Below are 17,396 nucleotides of genomic sequence, written 5' to 3'. Positions count from 1 at the left end.
CCTCGTCCTCTGCCGGCCAGCCAACCTTCAGCAGCTCCTGCTTGAGCCTGCCGCGCTCGGAAGGGTGCACAACGATCGAGTCCTCGTCGATCTCTGCGCCCAACATGGGCTTGATCTTTTTGTGACGCCGGATCTCCGTCAGCACAGCCCTGTCCGTCGTCTCTAGCACGAGCCCGTGCGCTGGGTGCTTGATGAGCTTCAGCCGCCCGTAGCGATCCATCGTGTCGGCAATGTCGATGAGCAGCGGCTGCGGGGCGGGGAACCGCGAGTAGGTTTCCAGCACGTCCATGATCTGCTCCGCGTCGTGCCCTGCCGCGCGGGCGTTCCACAGAGCCAGCGGGGTGATGCGGTAGGTGTGCACGTGCTCTGGGGCGCGCTCCAGTTCCGCGAACGGGGCCAGCGCGTTGCGTGCCTCCTGCGCCTTCGGGTGGTCGATCTCGAGCAGCACGGTCTTATCCGACTGCACGATCAAGGGGCCGTCGCCGATGGGCAAAGCCGTTGTCCTTTCCTTGGAAGACGTGTGACCCGGCGGTGCGGAAAACGGTCGCGCCGGGGCAGAAACACTTGTATTCCGGGTCTGCTGCTTGAGCCGACCCGAAAAGCGTCAAAACTTCAGGCTAGCGCGAAGGGACGGAGACTGCGACCACTCGGTGCGGGTGCACCGTGAAGGTCTCGCCATCCGGCTCGGTCACTGCGGTGATCTGCGAGGCAGTGACCATCACCACCGAGATCCACGCGCTCACCGTAGAACCATCCGCCTCTGCGTAGCTCAGGCGCACCTGGTGGCCCGCGGCATAGGCCTGACGCAGCGCGGACAGCGCGGCGCGGGGCTCGGTCAGCGTGACTTCGTCGCCCTCGTGGGCCTCGCTCTCGACGCTCGCGGCCCGTCGGTAGCTTTCGATCTCGGCTGCGATGGCCTCCCGCAGCTGCGAGTCGGAATGCCGGCCTGACCTTCCTTGCAGGCGGTGCGGCACGGAGCTGCGGCCGCTGGCCGAGGCATCCTCCGGGGTGCTGCCCGAGAGCTCAAGGCCTCGCTCGGCATCCTCGATGAGGTACCGGATGGACTGCGGCACCGCCGGCAGCCCGCCCGGGGTCATGGTTGAGAGGAACTCTGAGACCTCCTCGCTGCGATGCCCGGTACGGAACGCGGACTGCAGGCTCGCCTTCGTGATCCGCCAGACCGAGGCGATGCCGGAGGATTCCTGCACTGCCATGGCTCGCAGCATCGCCGCGTCTGCCGAAGCCAGCAGGCCCGGGGCCATGACGGTGTGATCGCCCTGGATGATGAGGTACTTGACAGGGGAAGGCAGCAGCTCGTCCAGGCTTGCTGCCAGCGCGACGACGGGGTCGTCGTCATCGTTGTCATCCTCCGCCGCGCTGACGTCATCTGGGGCGTGGGCAGCCGCGGCTGCGGATCGGGCGGCACGAGCCTCAGCGGCCTCGCGGGCTAGCTTCAAAGCCGACAGCGCTGCCGTGGGTTCTCCCAACGCGGTGAGCCCCAGGTCCACCGACTCCGCGACGATCGCCTCCAGCCCCTCCGCGGTCGTGCCCCAGGCCTGGAAAGGCTGCACACGCCACAGCTGATCAGCGAGTTGCGCGGTGGTTGTCGTCGCGCCCGTTGGCGTCCTAAAAAGGAAGGGAAACAACTGGCGGAGGTGAGCCGCATTCGGGTCCAGCAACTCCTCCTGGAAGGCGCGGACATCCAGCGCCTCAGCATGCCAGGGGGCGTAGGGGCTAGCGTGCCAACCGAGCAGCAGCATCGCCCACTGGGTAGCTAGGGAGGCTTCAAGGAAGTCCATGGCTGGCTCGGTCGGAGCCCAGACTGGGCCGTCTCCGGCGGGTGGGTGTGCAAAACCAAGGTCCACCAGGCCTGCCTCGTAAGCCAGCGTGAGGCGGCGGGCCACCTCATCGGAGTCGGTGCCCCAGCGGCGAGCGATGCGGTTCATTTCACGGACCCCAATGCCGCCGGACATCAGCGGCTGAATGGGCTCGGACCCCAGTTCCTCCAGTAGTTCGGTTAAGTCCTGAATCGTCTGGATGACATTCGCGACCGCCGTGGCCGAGGCCTGACTATTCGGGTCGGTGGTCGAAGGCTCGGACGCCGAATCCTCGACAGCTGCCGGGTCATGGGGGCCGGCCTCGCCGGTCGAACGGTTGACAGGGCGCGCCGGGCGGAAGTCTCCGCCGGGTTCGGCGATCAGGGTGCCCCGTAGGTACTGGGCGACTCGGCCGCTTAACCGGGCGGTGTTCTCATCGATTTGGTCCAAGATCCCGGTGCGCACCAAGGTGGGCAGTGGCTGGTCGGGGTCTGCGCCCGGCCGCAGGGATTCGGAATGGCCCACCCCGCCCGCGTTGTTGAGGGTGCTGAGCAGGCGACGCTGGCGGTCGGGGAGGGCCTCCACCGTGTCGGGTAGCTCCGCCGTGGGGATGGGGCAGCGGTTGCAGTCAGCAAGCCGCCACAGTTCCCGGACCGAGGGGTGGAACATGGTAGTGAGGGGTCCGGGTAGTTTGAGTAGAAGTTCGTCCAGGTGCTCGGAATCGGACGGGTGCTCCGAGTCGAGGGATAGCGACCACCGGGGGCCGTAGATCAGGCCCCATGACGCGCAGGAGCGCATGGCTGCCAGCAGATCCGCCTGGCTGGGGCGGCGCTCGGCCGGCGTTCCAGCGATGTCCAGTAGTTCTGTGGCGGTCGCAATGATGTCGCTGGCGCTGATCCAGTCGTGAGTTGCGTCTAGTTCGAAGCCGGCGTGCAGTACCAGCAGCTCGATGGCGGAGAGGAAGCGAATGCTGGCGCTGTCGAGCAGCGTGTCGTCCAACGCGCCCGCCGCACCAGCCAGCGTGTCGGAACCTGCGTAATAGGACGCCCCGCGGGCGGTGGATCCAAGCTCGGAGAGGGGAGTGGGGGCGAGCAGGTCAATCGCCCCGCGGCTGTGGAGCCTGCCCAGGAGCCCGGCTAGCGACGCGTAATCCTGCCCCAGCAGCCATGCGGGATAGCTGAGGGGAGGGTTCGATGCATCGTCACGGGGAGAGTCGGGGGCAGTCATAGGCAAACCATTCTAATGGACTGGCCCCGCCTGCGTCCGTCGGCAGCGAAGCGCGGGCTTTCCCAAACGGGTGGACCGGTCAGCTGTTTTTCGCCTCCTATGGTGCGATTTTCGGTGTGATGTGAGAAACTCAAACTATGGCGAACGTTGAAAAGAAAAAAGGCTATGTAGACCCGGCGTGGCCGACTGATATTCCAGAGGGTCAGCACGCTGTCACCGAGCTGGTGGCGTTCTCGGCAGGCGCTCTTTCCCCTTACGGCGAGATCGAGTGGCCGGTGGACTCCTCCACTCTCCCGTACGTCCACCCAGACACGGTGATCAACCGCTAATAGCGTTTTCACGCCGTGGGGTTCAAGCTCCCCACGGCGGATTTCGCGTTTCTAACCGCCAGCGTTAAGCGATAGCTGCCACGGGCAGGAGCGGCTAGCAATTACAACAGCCCCGGTCGGCGAGTTTTCCTCGCTAGCCGGGGCTGTTTTGCGATGCGTGCTTAAGCGTTGAGCTTAGAGGCCGAACTGGTTCAGGATCTGCTGTGCCTGAGCAACGCGGGCGTTGTGCGCGTTGAGGTGGTTGTTGAGGTTCACGCGGTGAGCCTTGTAGAACTCCTCGACCGGTGCCGGGACTGCCAGGCCTGCAGCCTCGAAGCGCTCGACGATCTGCTGGTAGACCTTATCGATCGCCAGGACGTCCTTCTGCTGGGCGAGCTGGGAGACAGCCTTCTTAGCCTCGGCCTGCGGTGCGGCCTTCTTCGGGGCTGGCTTCGCGGAGACGTTGCGCGGAGTCGGGGCAGAGTTCAGGCCCAGCTGTGCGGAGCAGGACGGCCATGCGCCCCAGCCCTGGCCTGCCAGGACCTTCTCGGCGACGGCGATCTGCTGCTCACGGCTTGCCTGGTATGCGTACGGTGCGTACTTCTGGCCACCGTATGCGTTCCAGGTGGACGGGGAGAACTGCAGGCCACCGTGGTAGCCGTTGCCGGTGTTGATCTGCCAGTTGCCGCCGGCCTCACACTGAGCCAGGCGGTCCCAGTCAGAGTCCGGTGCAGCGGAGGCTGCCGGTGCGAAAGCGGCGGCACCTGCGGAGAGTGCGGCACCTGCGACGGCGATGCGGCCGACGGTGGAGATGGAGTTGCGCTTCGAGTGGCGTCCCATTTTTTCTTGAGTTTCCCTTCCGGTGGCCGGTGCTGTGACCGGCCGAAAACCGTTCGTTTCGTGTTCTCTTGCTTCAATGGTGCGCCGTGCTGATGTGCGCGACGCTGTGAGCGTTCTGCTCTGTGCTGAGAACATACGCTAGCCGTTTATAACGAAATAGTCACGTTCTTCGGGAAGAAAACCCGCCGCGCGTTCGGTGGGAGGCCCTTATAAAAGGCATTTGACCTGGCCGTTAATGAAAAATAACGAATCGTAATTTTTTCCTGGATTGTGACGTGTTTCACCGATCGGGGCGGGGTTTCGGCGCATTGATGTGCCACGCAGTGGCCTGCGTCATGGATTGTGCACTCGCTGGGGCGGCCTGCTAATTTCAGCTTCTTCAGTAGCCCAGGGGTGCGCGCCGAAGCGGGTATCCTGGAGGCTTAACACTGGGCGGGATCGCACATTCACCGTGCGGACGTTGCTTGCGGCATCCGCCCCACGGCGCGTGAAGCCTCGCGGGAAAGACCGCACAGCGCGCCAAGGTAAGGAAGAGAAGAAAGGTGAGGCAACATGCCAGTCGGTAAAGTTCGTTGGTTCGACGCCGACAAGGGCTTCGGCTTTGTATCCAATCCTGGTGAGGAGGACGTCTACGTCGGCCGCCAGGTTCTGCCCGAGGGGGTCACGGAACTCGTCCCAGGTCAGCGCGTGGAATATGAGTTTGTGGCTGCCCGTCGCGGACCACAGGCGCTCAGCTTGACCATTCTGGACGCCGGTCCCCGCCGCGCCCAGCACCGCTTTAAGCCAGAGCAGCTGGCTGGCATGGTGCAGGACACCATCAACCTGTTGGACTCCGAGGTTGTTCCGGTCCTGCAGGCGGGGCGCCGACCGGATCGCCGTGACTCTCGCCAGATCGTAGAGATTCTTCGCACTATCGCGCGCGAGCTCGATTCCTAACCCCCGTTAGCCCCTAATAACACCCTTGCGCCCCGGCAATGCCGGGGCGTTCCTTTTGCTCTGGCTGTTATTTTCCGGCCGGGGAGATGGCCCATACCGTGGCCACGGGGGTCTCCTCGCCGTCAGCGTCGCGACCGACGAGCAGGGAGTGGATTTCCACCACGGTGAGCTCGGGGTTGGATCCGTCGGACTTCTTCTTCTCCGACTTCAGCCGCACCGTGGTCTCGGTCGTCTCGTTGGCCTTGTGGTACTGCTCGTCGTTCGCGCCCGGGTCGTCGAAGATGCTGAGCATTGCCCAGTCGTGGTCGTAGACATCCTCCGGGATGCGGAGGGTGATCTCCTCCTGGCCCTTGAAGTCCAGCTCGAAGGGCTTTCCTGGCTCGCAATCGGGGTCGTCGATCTCGCAGGCCGAATACGGTGGGATTTCTACCTCTTCGTCCCCGACGACGGCGACGACGCGCTGGTTTTCCGGCAGGGTTCCCTCGCGGTTGTTCTGCCACCAGTTCACCGCTAGTACGGCGCCGACGATCACCACGACGAGCGCGAGAATGCTCAGCATGGTGATCAGCTGCTTGCGCTGCTCTGCTTTGCGGCGCTGCTTCGCGCTGGGGCGGGAGCGCTGCGGTGCGCCCTCCGCCGGGGTCGGCTTGCTTGCGTTGGCTCGCTTGAGGAACTGCTCGGTGTCCTCGGGACGCGGTTGAGAGTTAGAAGAGTTCACGGCTACTCATGCTAACTTGCGCCGACGCAAAGTCGCAGTGGCTGCCCCTGCCGGGCGCACCCCCGCAGCGTGCGATCGGAGAATACCTTGAGGAGGGGAGTGGCGGCCCGTAGCTCCTACGCGGGCTCGAAGGTGACCTCGTACATCGTGTCCCACAGCTTCCCGGTCAGGTAGAACCGGTCGGTTCCCGGCACGTGGGCGATGCCGTTGAGGACGTCGACCCCGGCCTGCCGAGCGGTGGGCACCAGCCCCGTCATGTCCACGACCCCGGTGACCTCCCCGGTGGCGGGGTCGATGCGGTAGATCTCGTCGCTTTGCCACACATTGGCCCAGACCTCGTCACCCCGGCAGTCGAGCTCGTTGAGCATGGTGGTGGGCTCGCCGCCGCGCGTGACATCCACGCTGCCCGTGGCGGCGAAACTCTCCGGATCGCGGAAGGTCAGCGTGCCGGAGCCGTCACTCATCACCAGCTGCTCCCCGGTGGAGCAGATTCCCCAGCCCTCGCCCTCGTAGCGGACTTGGTCCAGTTCCTTTAGGGTGTCGGCGTCCCGCCGGAATGCGGTGTTTTCCTTCCAGGTCAGTTGCCAGACGGTGGCGTGGCCGTCCTTATCGACGTGGCGGGTGACCCCTTCGCCGAAGTAGCGGCGGTCGAGGTCGTGGCTATCGGACTGCTCACCGTCGATGGTGCTGTGGTAAATCCGGGATTCGCCGTTGCGGCCCGTCCCCACCAGGAGTTTTCCTTCGTCCACGACCTCCACGCCCTGGGTGAAGCTGGTGGCGTCCCACGGGTGCTCGGCGATCACGGTGGCCTTGAGCTGCTCTGGCTGGCGGGCATCTTCCGCTGCCGTGGCGGGCCCGGCGGCCTGGGTGGCCTCGTCGTCGGCGGAGCCGCAGCCGGTCAGCAGGCCAGCGGCGAGTACCGCACCGATCATCAGCCGGACAGGCCGGCGCGCAGAACGGGCAAAAGCTGCAATGGTCATGGCCTCCATTGTGCCCCAGGCGCTCGGCTGTGCCCCGCTCGGTGGCGTGCAGGGCATAATGGGGGAGATGACTAAGCACAAGAAACAGCGCGACCAGCTGCTCTTCAGCGCCGAGGCCCGTGAGATTGCCCGGGAGGTAATCACCGAGGCAGCCGAGGGGGAGGTGGGCGAGCACCTCGGGGTGAAGGTTCCGCCGCGCCAGGGGCAGGACTCCGGGCACGTGGCCATTCACCGCTTCGCGAGCCTCACCCCCGGATATAAGGACTGGGAATGGATCGCAGTGCTCGCCGCGGTGCCGGGCAGCCAGGAGATCACCGTCAACGAGGTCGCCCTCCAAGCAGGGGCGAAGGCCGAACTCGCGCCCGAGTGGGTTCCCTACGAAGATCGCGTGCGCCCGGGGGACCTGGGCCCCGGCGACACCCTCCCGCCACGGGAAGACGACGAGCGCCTGGCGTCCTGGGACGAGCTGGCGAAGGACCGGCGCGCTGAACTGGAGAACTTCCCCCGCAACCAGAAGGCACCACAGGCGCTGAGCGCGAAGGGACTGGCCGACACCCTGCAGCGGTGGCGGAAGGGCAACTTCGGCCCGAACTCCGAGTTCGCGGAGAAGGCGGCGATGAGCTGCAAGACCTGCGCTTTCTACCTGCCGATCAATAACCCCGATACCCAGTTCGGCATGTGCACTAATGAGTATTCCGCCGATGGGCGCGTAGTGCACGCGACCTACGGCTGCGGCGCGCATTCGGAGACGAAGGAGGAGTTCGACTCCACCGGTGGCCGCGAGTACGGCGCCTTCGACGACGGGATCTAAAGCCACCACGGTCGGCGCAGCGTCTGGCGCGGTTGTTGCCGCATCCCCGGCCACCCGTAGGTAGGGCTCCGCGCAAGTTCTGACCGCAGCCCCGCGACCAGCCCCGGCCACCCCCGAGCCAACGAGGCTGTTGGTTGCAGAATCTTGGGCCGAAGTGAGAATCTCTTAGGCGAAATAACACTGCGTCCGAAGGGATTTTGCACGTCCATGTCCACCTCCGCCGCCTCACCAGATTCGGCTCCATCGCAACAGCCCGCCCGTAGCGGGTTGGATCGCTTCTTCCACATCACGGAGCGTGGCTCCACCATCCCCGACGAGATTCGCGGTGGCGTGGTCACGTTTTTCGCGATGGCCTACATCATCATTCTGAACCCGCTGATCCTGGGAACGGGCGCGGACGTCAACGGCGACGTCCTCGGCACCTCCCGCGTCGCCGCGGTGACGGCCTTCGCTGCCGGCGTGATGACCATTGCTTTTGGTGTCATTGCCAAGTACCCGTTCGGTATCGCCGCCGGCCTGGGCATCAACACCCTGGTCGCGGTGACTTTCGTTGCTACCGAGGGGCTGACCTGGCCAGAGGCCATGGGCCTGGTGGTCATCGACGGCATCATCATCGTCCTCCTGGCCGTCACGGGCTTCCGCGAGGCGGTCTTCAACTCGATCCCGGCCAGCCTGAAGGCTGCGATCGGCGTGGGTATCGGCCTGTTCATCGCCATGATCGGCCTGGTGGACTCCGGCTTCGTCCGACGCGTCCCGGATGCCGCTGGCACCACTGTCCCGGTCGGCCTGGGCATCAACGGCTCGATCGCTACCTGGCCGACCCTCGTCTTCGTCCTCGGTTTGCTGATCTGTGGCGGGCTCGTGGTCCGCAAGGTCCGTGGTGGCCTGTTCATTGGCATCGTCATCAACACCATCATTGCGGTCGTCATCGAGGCACTCGCACCGTCGGGCGCGTCTTTCGAGAACGGTGAGCCGAACCCGAAGGGCTGGTCCCTGTCCGTGCCTACCCTGCCGGATTCTGTGGGCGGCCTGCCGGACCTCTCCCTGCTGGGTGCGGTCGACCTGCTTGGTGCTTTCTCCCGCGTGGGCGTGCTCGCAGCCTCCCTGCTGGTGTTCACCCTGGTGCTCGCGAACTTCTTCGACGCCATGGGCACCATGACCGCGCTCGGTAAGCAGGCCAATCTCATGGATGATGAGGACCGCCTGCCGAACCTGAAGACCGCCCTGGTCGTCGAGGGCGCAGGTGCGGTCGTCGGTGGCGCGGCATCTGCCTCCTCCAACACCGTCTTCGTGGACTCCGCCTCCGGTATCGCCGACGGCGCCCGCACCGGCCTGGCAAACGTCGTCACCGGCTTGCTGTTCCTCGCCGCGATGTTCCTCACCCCGCTGTACGAGATCGTCCCGATCGAGGCCGCGGCACCCGTGCTGGTGATCGTTGGTGCGATGATGATGTCGCAGGTCAAGGACATCGACTTCGGTGATTTCTCTATCGCGCTCCCGGCGTTCCTGACGATCGTCGTCATGCCGTTTACCTACTCCATCGCTAACGGCATCGGCGTGGGCTTCGTGACCTACGTGGTGATGTCCGTGATCGCGGGCCGCGCGAAGAAGGTCCACCCGCTGCTGTACGTCGTGGCGGCCCTGTTCGTCGTGTACTTCGCGGTGGATCCGATCCTGGGGGCGATTAAATAGTGCACCTGGTCCCGATCGCCATCACCGACCCGGCAGACCCGCGGCTGGACGATTTCCGGAATCTCAATTCCTCGGATTCCCGGCCCGATCTGCCGGGCGGCAAGGGGCTGGTCATCGCGGAGGGTTCGCTGGTCGTGCCCCGGCTGTTGGCCTCGGGGTACCCGGCGCGGTCGGTGGTCGGTTTCGAGGGCAAGCTCTCCGTTCTTCAGGACGTCACCTGCTCGGCCGCTCAGCCGGCCGGTGGACCAGTGGTCTACCAGGTCTCCCGCGAGGTGCTGCGGGAGGTTGCGGGCTTCGACATGCACCGCGGACTCGTAGCCGCGGCGGACCGCATCCCGGAACGCACGGTTCCGGAGGTCCTGGCGGATATTCCCGCTGGGCCGAGCGTGATCGCCATCCTGGAGGGCGTGGGGGACCACGAGAATATTGGTGCGCTCTTCCGCAACGCCGCGGGCCTGGGGGTCGATGCGGTGCTCTTTGGTGCGGCAACGGCTGACCCGCTGTATCGTCGCGCGGTACGCGTGAGCATGGGGCACGTGTTGCGCGTGCCGTGGGCGCGTTTTTCGGGCAAGACGACGAACTGGCAGCACGGCCTGGACGCGGTCCGGGAGGCAGGCTTTCAGATCATCGCGATGACCCCGGACACGGAGCTGAGTTTGGCGGACGCGGTGCACGCGGTGCGCCGTGAGCAGGGGGAGGGGGCGCGCATCGCGATCATGGTTGGTGCCGAAGGTCCGGGTTTGACGGAGCACGCGATGCGCGCGGCCGATATGCGGGCGAAAATTCCGATGATGCCGGGGACGGACTCGCTGAACGTGGCGACGGCCGCCGCTATCGGCTTCTACGCCAGCCGCTACTAGGGGGACGGCGGCGGTGCCTGGGGCAGGCCGACGCGTGCGTTAGTTCCGCCCGCTATTGCGCGCCAGGCGCTGGGCCTCGTCGCGGAGCTTGCGGCCCATGTTCTTGATCCCGTAGCGGCCGCCCCAGGCCTGCTTGGCGCCGCGCACGGCGAGCCTACCGGTGGCGGCGGCGACGTCCTTCGCGAGCTCGGCTGCTGGCTTGACCTCAGTGTTCGATGTGCCACCCGGGGTGTAGTCGTCGTAGCTGGCGCCGTCGTCTGTGCCGGACAGTCCGGAGTCCTCGGCGGACTGCGAACGCGCTCCGCTAAGGCGGGCAGGATCGGTGGCCCGCGACTTCGTCTCTGGCCGACCGTCGGTAGCGAAGGCGCTGATGTGGATGCTGGGGCCCGAGCCGTCGGTGCGGAATCCCAGCCACTCCTCGGCGGCGGCCGCGGCGATCTCGTGGGGGATAAACGGCAGCTGGATGCCTGTGGCCTCGGCGTTGCCCTCCCAGAAGGGCATCTCGAAGGGCATCGGAAGGCCCACGTCTTCCAGGATGTTCTCCCGGGTGGCGCTGAACGCCCGTTTGAGGGTGCCGCCGGACCAGTGGGCGAATCCGCCCAGACCAGCGTAGGTCTGGGAGTCCTCGGATTCGCCGGCGTCCTCGGGCACGTAGGCCGTGGCATACACGTCCGCGGCAGCGACGAGGTTGCGGTAGCTCTCCGGGATCTCGGAGAGGCGCAGTAGGCCCGGCATGATCGTCTGCACGACCGAGACCTCAGGAAATGCGCCGATGTAGAACTCATGGACATCGGGTGAGGTGCTGCGCGTCATGTCGAAGTCCCCGATGTGCGTCAGCGGCCAGGCCGGGTTGACCTGCGCGAGGTACTTGCGCGCGAAGCCACGGTCGGGGGCGGGTTCGGCGTCCAACACGCTGCGGGGATCCGCCGCGTTAACGAACCACAAGGTGACCAGCGTGTGCGGCTGGGTGATGACGCCACCCTGGTTGGGGTTCGCGGTCTCTTCGGCCATGGCTTAACCCTATCGACGGTGTGCTTTAGCGCTTCTTCTTCGGATTGGTGCGCACGCCCAGCAGGACGTCCTCCCAGTGCGGGGTAACGGCCTTGCGGCGGCGCTTCTTGCCCTGCTCCTCGGTCGGATGCAGGAGGAAATCCTCGCCCTGCTCGGCGCCCGATTCAGCGGCCTCGCCGCTGGCCGGCGCATTGCCGTGCTCCGGTGCACGCTGATCCTCGCGGCGCTCGGGGGTCGTGCCTCCCTGGGTGTTGGCGAACAGGTCGTGGGCGCCAGCGGCCGGGTGACCACCACCGCTCTCCGCATTGTCCACCGGGTGCAGCGGGGTCACGCTGCGCACCGGTTGGGAGAAACGAGGATCCACGAGGTCGCGTGCCACGGAGTCCAGCGGGTGGACCAGGTTGTGACCACCGGTGGCGGAGGGCTCGAAGAGGAACTCAGCGGAGTGCGTGTTGGTCTGCCCCGCCGCGGCCTTCGCCCAGCTGACGGTCACGACCCACTGCCGGGACTGATCCTGGTGGGCATCCCACTGGGTGTCGGCGACGTTCTCCTCGCGCGCAGCGAAGGCAGTGGCCAGCGCCTCCCACAGCGTGTGCTCGGACGTTCCCTCGCTCGTGGCCGGGCGAGCCGAGCGGGCCAGCTCCGCAATGCGGGAGCGCTCCTGCAGGATGGGCCACGCATAAGGCTCGATGCGGGACTCGTCCGTGTCTGCTTCCTCGGCGAGCTCCGCGATGCTGGCGCCGTGGCGGACCCGATCCTGGATGATGCGGGGGCTCAGCGCGATGCGGGTGCGGTGCGGTCGCCCGCTGCCCGCCTTGGTCCCGAAGCCCTTGCGGACGCGCTCCTCGTCTGCGGACTCCTGCTCGGTTTGGCGGGCGCGTTCGCGCTCGGCACGGGCCCGGGACTCGTTTTCCCGCAGCTCGGAGAACGCGGCGGCCAGCCCGTCACCAGAAGTGCCGGAACCGGCGTCGTCCTCCGAAGCATCCTTCGCTTCGGCGCCCGGGTCCTCGGTGTCTGCCGCCGGAACCCCGGCCGCGTCCGCAGCCTGCTCGGAGCCGTGCTCGGAGCCCGACTCGCTGCCCTCGGCCGCGCCCAGCAGCTCGCGGAGTTCGTCGGTGACCGCGAGGAAGAACTCTTCGGCAGGTTCAGCCCCCGCCGGTGCCTCGGCGGGTACGAAAACCAGCGACTGAGCATCGCTGTCAGTCGTTACCAGTTTCAGTTCCCTCATTGGGGTCTCCTCACGCCTAAAAATCACTCTTAACAACTTTAACGAAGATTGCCTGCCGGTGTGTCGCAGTCACAGTGCTTGTTGGGCAACGAATCCCAGGCAGGTACGTCGGCGCCGGCCGGGCCCGGGTGATTCTCGGGCGCGCGGCCGGCGCAGGGGAGGGGCTAGAAAACCAGCCCCGCTGGATCAGTTACTTCGCGGCGTGGCCGTTATCGAGGATCCAGTCGATCGCGGCGGTCAGCTTCTTGACATCCTCCGGGTCGATGGCCGGGAACATGCCGATGCGCAGCTGGTTGCGGCCCAGCTTGCGGTACGGCTCGGTGTCCAGGATGCCGTTGGCGCGCAGGATCTTGGCGATCTGCGCGGCGTCGATGGACTCGTCGAAGTCGATCGTGCCCACGACCAGGGAGCGGGCGGACGCCGGGGTGACGAACGGGTTGGCGCCGTCGCGGCCCTCAGCCCAGGAGTACAGGTGGCTGGAGGACTCGGTGGTGCGCTTGACCATGCCGTCCAGGCCGCCGTTCTCATTCATCCACTGCACCTGGTTGTCGAGCATCACCAGGGTGCCGACGGCCGGGGTGTTGTAGGTCTGGTTCTTACGGGAGTTATCGACGGCGGTCTTCAGGTCCAGGAAGGCCGGGATGTAGCGGTCGGTTGCGGCGATCTCCTCGACGCGCTCGATCGCGGCAGGGGAGAAGGCGGCGAGCCACAGGCCACCGTCGGAGGCGAAGCACTTCTGCGGGGAGAAGTAGTAGGCATCCGTCTGGGCGATGTCCACCGGAAGACCACCAGCGCCGGAGGTGGCGTCGATCAGGACGAGCGCGTCGCCAGCCGGGCGGGTGACGTCCACCATCGCGCCGGTGGAGGTCTCGTTGTGGGCCCATGCGACGACGTCGGCGTCCGCGTTATCCAGCTGGGACGGGGACGGTGCGGTGCCTGGCTCCGCCTCGACGATCTCCGGGGCGTCGAGCCACGGCGCCTTCTTGGAGACGGTGGCGAACTTGCCGGAGAACTCGCCGTAGGTGAGGTGGGCGGACTTGTTGCGGATCAGGCCGAAGCTCGCGGCGTCCCAGAATGCGGTCGCGCCACCGAGGGAGAGGACGATCTCGTGACCTTCCGGGAGGCTGAACAGTTCGCTCAGGCCCTCGCGGACGCTACCGACGACGTCCTTGACTCCAGCCTGGCGGTGGGAGGTGCCCATGATGGCTGCGCTATCGGAGATGGCCTGCAGCTGAGCTGGGCGAACCTTGGACGGGCCGCAGCCGAAGCGGCCGTCGCCGGGGATGAGTTCCTGGGGCAGAGTTGGCAGTTCGTTGTTTGGGGTTGCCATAGATTCGGACCTTCCTTGCTGTCCTAACTGTCCTCACTGCGTGGCCGCGTGAGGCGGTGGGCTTTGTGGTTCAGTTCTCATTTTAGCGGGCGGCATTCTGGGGGCCGCCACCCGCTGGGGGTAGAGGCGGCGTACCCCAAGAATGTCGCGTAGCTCACATATGACGTAGAATGCTGGGGTATCCCACGGCGCTGTGGAACGGCAGCGGCAGGGAACTTCACTAGAGCCGCCTGGCGGCTCGGTGCCCGCTCATGCGGGGCAGCACGCAAAGTTTCAAGGCGTACGCCGCGCGACGAGCCACAAGCGCTATACACTGTTAGCTACGGACGTACTCCGCGTGTGGAGATATCGCACGTGAACTTTTAGAAAGGGATGGCAATTGGCTACCGATAATCAGGACAAGGCCGTTCTCCACTACCCAGGTGGAGAGTACGAAATGGACATCGTCAGGGCGACCGAGGGTAACGACGGTGTCGCGCTTGGCAAGATGCTGGCTGAAACCGGCCTGACCACCCTGGACCCTGGCTACGTGAACACGGGCTCCACCAAGTCCGAGATCACCTACATCGACGGCGCAAACGGCATTCTGCGTTACCGCGGTTACGACATCGCTGACCTGGCTAACAATGCCACCTTCAACGAGGTCTCCTACCTGCTGATCAACGGCGAGCTGCCGAACCAGGATGAGCTCAAGGAGTTCTCCGAGCGCATCCGCCGCCACACCCTCCTGGATGAGGACTTCAAGGCTGCATTCCGCGTCTTCCCGCGTGATGCTCACCCGATGAGCGTCCTGGCTTCCTCCGTGAACATTCTGTCCACCTACTACCAGGATGACCTGGACCCGCGTGACCCGGAGAAGCAGCAGCTGAACACCTACCGCCTCATGGCGAAGGTTCCGATGCTGGCTGCCTACGCTTACCGCGCATCCCAGGGTAAGCCGTACATGTACCCGGACAACTCCCTGAATGCTCGCGAGAACTTCCTGCGCAGCATGTTCGGCTACCCGACCGAGCCTTACGAGGTCGACCCGGTCGTCGTCGACGCGCTCGACAAGCTGCTGATCCTGCACGCTGACCACGAGCAGAACTGCTCCACCTCCACGGTTCGCATGGTTGGCTCCTCCGACGCCAACATGTTCGCTTCCGTCGCCGGTGGCATCAACGCACTCTCCGGCCCGCTGCACGGTGGCGCTAACCAGGCCGTTCTGGAGATGCTCGAGGACATCCACGCGAACGGCGACAACGCCGACGAGTTCATGACCAAGGTCAAGAACAAGGAAGACGGCGTGAAGCTGATGGGCTTCGGCCACCGCGTCTACAAGAACTACGACCCGCGCGCGGCAATCGTGAAGGAGTCCGCTCACCAGATCCTGGATCACCTGGGCGGCGACCACCTCCTGGACCTGGCTATGAAGCTCGAGGACATCGCGCTGAACGATGACTACTTCATCGAGCGCAAGCTGTACCCGAACGTCGACTTCTACACCGGCCTGATCTACCGCGCGATGGGCTTCCCGACCGACTTCTTCACGGTTCTGTTCGCCATCGGCCGTCTGCCGGGCTGGATCGCTCACTACCTGGAGCAGGTCAACGACCCGACCGCGCGCATCAACCGCCCGCGTCAGATCTACACCGGCCAGAGCGAGCGCAAGCTCGACCGCTAATTGCTGCTAGCCGAGCTGCGTGAGAACGTGGTTCGCGTGGGCATTACCGGCTACGTACAGTCGGTGCTGTGACACCCCGCCTCCTGCATAGGGCAGGGGCGGGGCTGTTCTTTGAGAAGGAAACTTGCCGGCCTGTGAAGGCTGGCGTGAGGAGAGTGGCAAAGAATGTCGAAGCCGCAGATTGACGCTGGGGCTGGTCCGGCGCCTGAAGAGCTCGTGATCGAGGACCTGGTGGTCGGCGATGGTGCTGAGGCCGTGCCTGGCGGCATGGTTGAGGTGCACTACGTGGGCGTGGACTTCGAGACCGGCCAGGAGTTCGATTCCTCCTGGGACCGCGGTGAGTCGATCCAGTTCCCGCTCTCGGGCCTGATCGCTGGTTGGCAGGAGGGTATCCCGGGTATGAAGACGGGTGGCCGCCGGAAGCTGACGATCCCGCCGGCGCTGGCTTATGGTCCGGCTGGCACCCCGCACCCCCTCGCGGGCCGCACGTTGGTCTTCGTTATCGATCTCATCGATGCGAAGTAACTGGCACAGCGTGATCGACTTGATCGACGCGAAGTAGCTGGCAGGCGTCGTCCTTCCGGGCGGCGCAGGCTAGATCGAACGCACACAACCCCCGCCGGGTTTCTGAGGAACCGCGCGGGGGTTGTGCTGTGTGTGGAACACGGTGGGGCTTGTTGGTGGTGCTTGGGGGGTCCTAGTTTTTTGGGTATCGCTACCAGCGGGTAAGCCGAGGCTTTGTATGTTTAGGCTACCCTTGGTATTGTTTTGAGAGCGTTGCGCGTCATGCTGTGCCCGTGACCTGCCGGTGTAATCTTTCTGGATATTTTGGGTCGCTTGTACCGCGATGTCTTACTGCAGCCGAAGCACCCAAAACTCTCACACTTTAAGGCCCGACATGTTCCTGAAGAAGACTCTGAGCCGCCGCGCGGCTATCAAGACCACAGCAGCTCTGGCTGTATCCGCCCTCGTTCTCACCGGTTGCGCGCGAGGGGAGGAGCAGGCCTCAGGAGGGGAAGGGGCAGGCAATGAGCGGATCGCGGCAGTTGGGCTCGGGGACGCCGATACACTGCTCGCTCTCGGAATCCAGCCTGTCCTGGTAGCGCCGTGGGGTGCGGAGGGCGATGTGGATGCCTCGGGCGTTGGCCCATGGGCAACCGACAAGCTTGGGGACGAGAAGCCAGAAACTGTCTACGGCACCGGTAGAGGCTTCACTGCTGAAGTACTGGAAAAGATTTCGGCTGCCGATCCCGACAAGATCATCGCTGTGAACAACGCCGTGGATGAGCAGGCGAAGAAGGCTCTCAACGACATTGCCCCAACCACTGTCAAGCCAGAGGGGACAACGGACTGGCAGATCCCGTGGCGAGACCAGGTAACCCAGATCGCGGGGGCAGTGGATAAGAAGGAGGAGGGTGACAAGCTCGTCGAGGAGACGCAGAAGGCTTTCGAGGACTTCCAAAAGCAGCACCCCGAGCTCAAGGGCAAGCGCGCAGCTATCGTCAAGCCCTACGAGGGCAAGATTGGCCTATACACTTCCGGCGATGGTCGAGGACAGTTCATCGAGAACTTGGGCTTCGACATTCCAAGGGAGCTGGAAGGCAACGGCGGTGAGTTCTACCGCGAGATCGCTCCCGAGAATTACAACGAGCTCAACAACGTGGATTACCTCTTTGTGCTCGATTACCAGGGGACTCTGAAGAAGGATCCAACCTTCAGCAAGCTCGAGGTGGTTCGCGAGGGCAAGGTGTACTGGATGGAGGAAAACGTCGGTAACGCGATGAGCATGCCCAACCCCCTGACCATCCCGTGGGCCGTCGAGAAGTTCTCCGACGCGGTCTAGCTGCAGAAGCTCTGTGATCAAAGCGCTCTCACCGCTCGCCTCTCCCGCACAACGCCTACGTGGCGGTGCGGGAGCTAGGCGTACCCTGTGCGTTGTCGCGGTTACGCTTGGCGCACTGGTTTTTCTGGTGCT

16 protein-coding genes are annotated in these 17,396 nt (G+C 65.1%); 8 read left to right on the top strand and 8 right to left on the bottom strand.

Annotation, left to right across the window (positions count from 1 at the left end):
• On the bottom strand, positions 1-493 hold a 493-nt coding region (locus HMPREF3088_RS10660; RefSeq protein WP_371441291.1), incomplete at its 3' end, for a helicase-associated domain-containing protein.
• A 124-nt stretch (positions 494-617) separates the two neighbouring features.
• A complete protein-coding gene (locus HMPREF3088_RS03365) occupies positions 618-3,044 on the bottom strand; it encodes a helicase-associated domain-containing protein (protein WP_012360805.1) in 2,427 nt (808 codons plus the stop codon).
• 137 nt (positions 3,045-3,181) lie between these two features.
• Between HMPREF3088_RS03365 and HMPREF3088_RS03360 the strand changes: the two genes are divergently transcribed.
• Positions 3,182-3,373, top strand: a complete 192-nt coding sequence (locus HMPREF3088_RS03360; protein ID WP_012360804.1) for a hypothetical protein — start codon at positions 3,182-3,184, stop codon at positions 3,371-3,373.
• Positions 3,374-3,547: 174 nt separating this feature from the next.
• On the opposite strand, the gene HMPREF3088_RS03355 is transcribed toward HMPREF3088_RS03360, so the two are convergent.
• Entirely contained in the window at positions 3,548-4,192 is a 645-nt protein-coding gene (locus tag HMPREF3088_RS03355) for a resuscitation-promoting factor Rpf1 domain-containing protein (protein ID WP_070758444.1), read from the bottom strand.
• Positions 4,193-4,744: 552 nt separating this feature from the next.
• Between HMPREF3088_RS03355 and HMPREF3088_RS03350 the strand changes: the two genes are divergently transcribed.
• A complete protein-coding gene (locus tag HMPREF3088_RS03350) occupies positions 4,745-5,128 on the top strand; it encodes a cold-shock protein (protein WP_015381883.1) in 384 nt (127 codons plus the stop codon).
• 67 nt (positions 5,129-5,195) lie between these two features.
• Here HMPREF3088_RS03350 and HMPREF3088_RS03345 read toward each other — a convergent pair whose 3' ends face one another.
• Both HMPREF3088_RS03345 and HMPREF3088_RS03340 read right to left on the bottom strand, forming a co-directional pair.
• On the bottom strand, positions 5,196-5,846 hold the full coding sequence (locus HMPREF3088_RS03345; protein ID WP_012360801.1) for a DUF2771 domain-containing protein: 651 nt from the start codon (positions 5,844-5,846) through the stop codon (positions 5,196-5,198).
• 116 nt (positions 5,847-5,962) lie between these two features.
• A complete protein-coding gene (locus tag HMPREF3088_RS03340; protein WP_012360799.1) occupies positions 5,963-6,835 on the bottom strand; it encodes a glutaminyl-peptide cyclotransferase in 873 nt (290 codons plus the stop codon).
• Between HMPREF3088_RS03340 and HMPREF3088_RS03335 the strand changes: the two genes are divergently transcribed.
• The 3 genes from HMPREF3088_RS03335 (at position 6,819) to HMPREF3088_RS03325 (ending at position 10,189) form a co-directional block, all read left to right on the top strand.
• On the top strand, positions 6,819-7,637 hold the full coding sequence (locus HMPREF3088_RS03335) for a DUF3027 domain-containing protein (RefSeq protein WP_012360800.1): 819 nt from the start codon (positions 6,819-6,821) through the stop codon (positions 7,635-7,637). The two genes, HMPREF3088_RS03340 and HMPREF3088_RS03335, sit on opposite strands and share 17 nt — an antisense overlap.
• Before the next feature lie 207 nt (positions 7,638-7,844).
• On the top strand, positions 7,845-9,329 hold the full coding sequence (locus HMPREF3088_RS03330; RefSeq protein ID WP_070758443.1) for an NCS2 family permease: 1,485 nt from the start codon (positions 7,845-7,847) through the stop codon (positions 9,327-9,329).
• On the top strand, positions 9,329-10,189 hold the full coding sequence (locus HMPREF3088_RS03325) for a TrmH family RNA methyltransferase (protein ID WP_070758442.1): 861 nt from the start codon (positions 9,329-9,331) through the stop codon (positions 10,187-10,189). The genes HMPREF3088_RS03330 and HMPREF3088_RS03325 overlap by 1 nt, the downstream gene beginning before the upstream one ends.
• Positions 10,190-10,228: 39 nt before the next feature.
• On the opposite strand, the gene HMPREF3088_RS03320 is transcribed toward HMPREF3088_RS03325, so the two are convergent.
• The 3 genes from HMPREF3088_RS03320 to serC all read right to left on the bottom strand — a co-directional run bounded on the left by HMPREF3088_RS03320 (position 10,229) and on the right by serC (position 13,758).
• Positions 10,229-11,200: a DUF6928 family protein gene (locus HMPREF3088_RS03320; protein ID WP_070758441.1), complete on the bottom strand. Its 972-nt coding sequence runs from the start codon at positions 11,198-11,200 to the stop codon at positions 10,229-10,231.
• 25 nt (positions 11,201-11,225) lie between these two features.
• Positions 11,226-12,428, bottom strand: coding sequence for a septation protein SepH (sepH, locus tag HMPREF3088_RS03315; protein WP_070758440.1), 1,203 nt, complete (start codon positions 12,426-12,428; stop codon positions 11,226-11,228).
• Between the two features lie 190 nt (positions 12,429-12,618).
• The gene (serC, locus tag HMPREF3088_RS03310) at positions 12,619-13,758 is read right to left on the bottom strand and encodes a phosphoserine transaminase (RefSeq protein ID WP_012360794.1); all 1,140 of its coding nucleotides are present in this window, start codon (positions 13,756-13,758) and stop codon (positions 12,619-12,621) included.
• A gap of 379 nt (positions 13,759-14,137) precedes the next feature.
• Between serC and HMPREF3088_RS03305 the strand changes: the two genes are divergently transcribed.
• The 3 genes from HMPREF3088_RS03305 to HMPREF3088_RS03295 all read left to right on the top strand — a co-directional run bounded on the left by HMPREF3088_RS03305 (position 14,138) and on the right by HMPREF3088_RS03295 (position 17,264).
• Positions 14,138-15,421, top strand: coding sequence for a citrate synthase (locus HMPREF3088_RS03305; protein ID WP_083317311.1), 1,284 nt, complete (start codon positions 14,138-14,140; stop codon positions 15,419-15,421).
• Positions 15,422-15,586: 165 nt separating this feature from the next.
• Entirely contained in the window at positions 15,587-15,946 is a 360-nt protein-coding gene (locus HMPREF3088_RS03300; RefSeq protein WP_070758439.1) for an FKBP-type peptidyl-prolyl cis-trans isomerase, read from the top strand.
• Positions 15,947-16,319: 373 nt separating this feature from the next.
• Positions 16,320-17,264: an ABC transporter substrate-binding protein gene (locus HMPREF3088_RS03295; protein ID WP_070758438.1), complete on the top strand. Its 945-nt coding sequence runs from the start codon at positions 16,320-16,322 to the stop codon at positions 17,262-17,264.
• The last annotated feature ends 132 nt before the right edge of the window (positions 17,265-17,396 follow it).

The organism is Corynebacterium sp. HMSC22B11, assembly GCF_001815965.1.
Classification (GTDB): Bacteria; Actinomycetota; Actinomycetes; order Mycobacteriales; family Mycobacteriaceae; genus Corynebacterium.
Note: the sequence above shows the minus strand (reverse complement) of the source record. Positions and strands in the feature narration are given on the sequence as shown.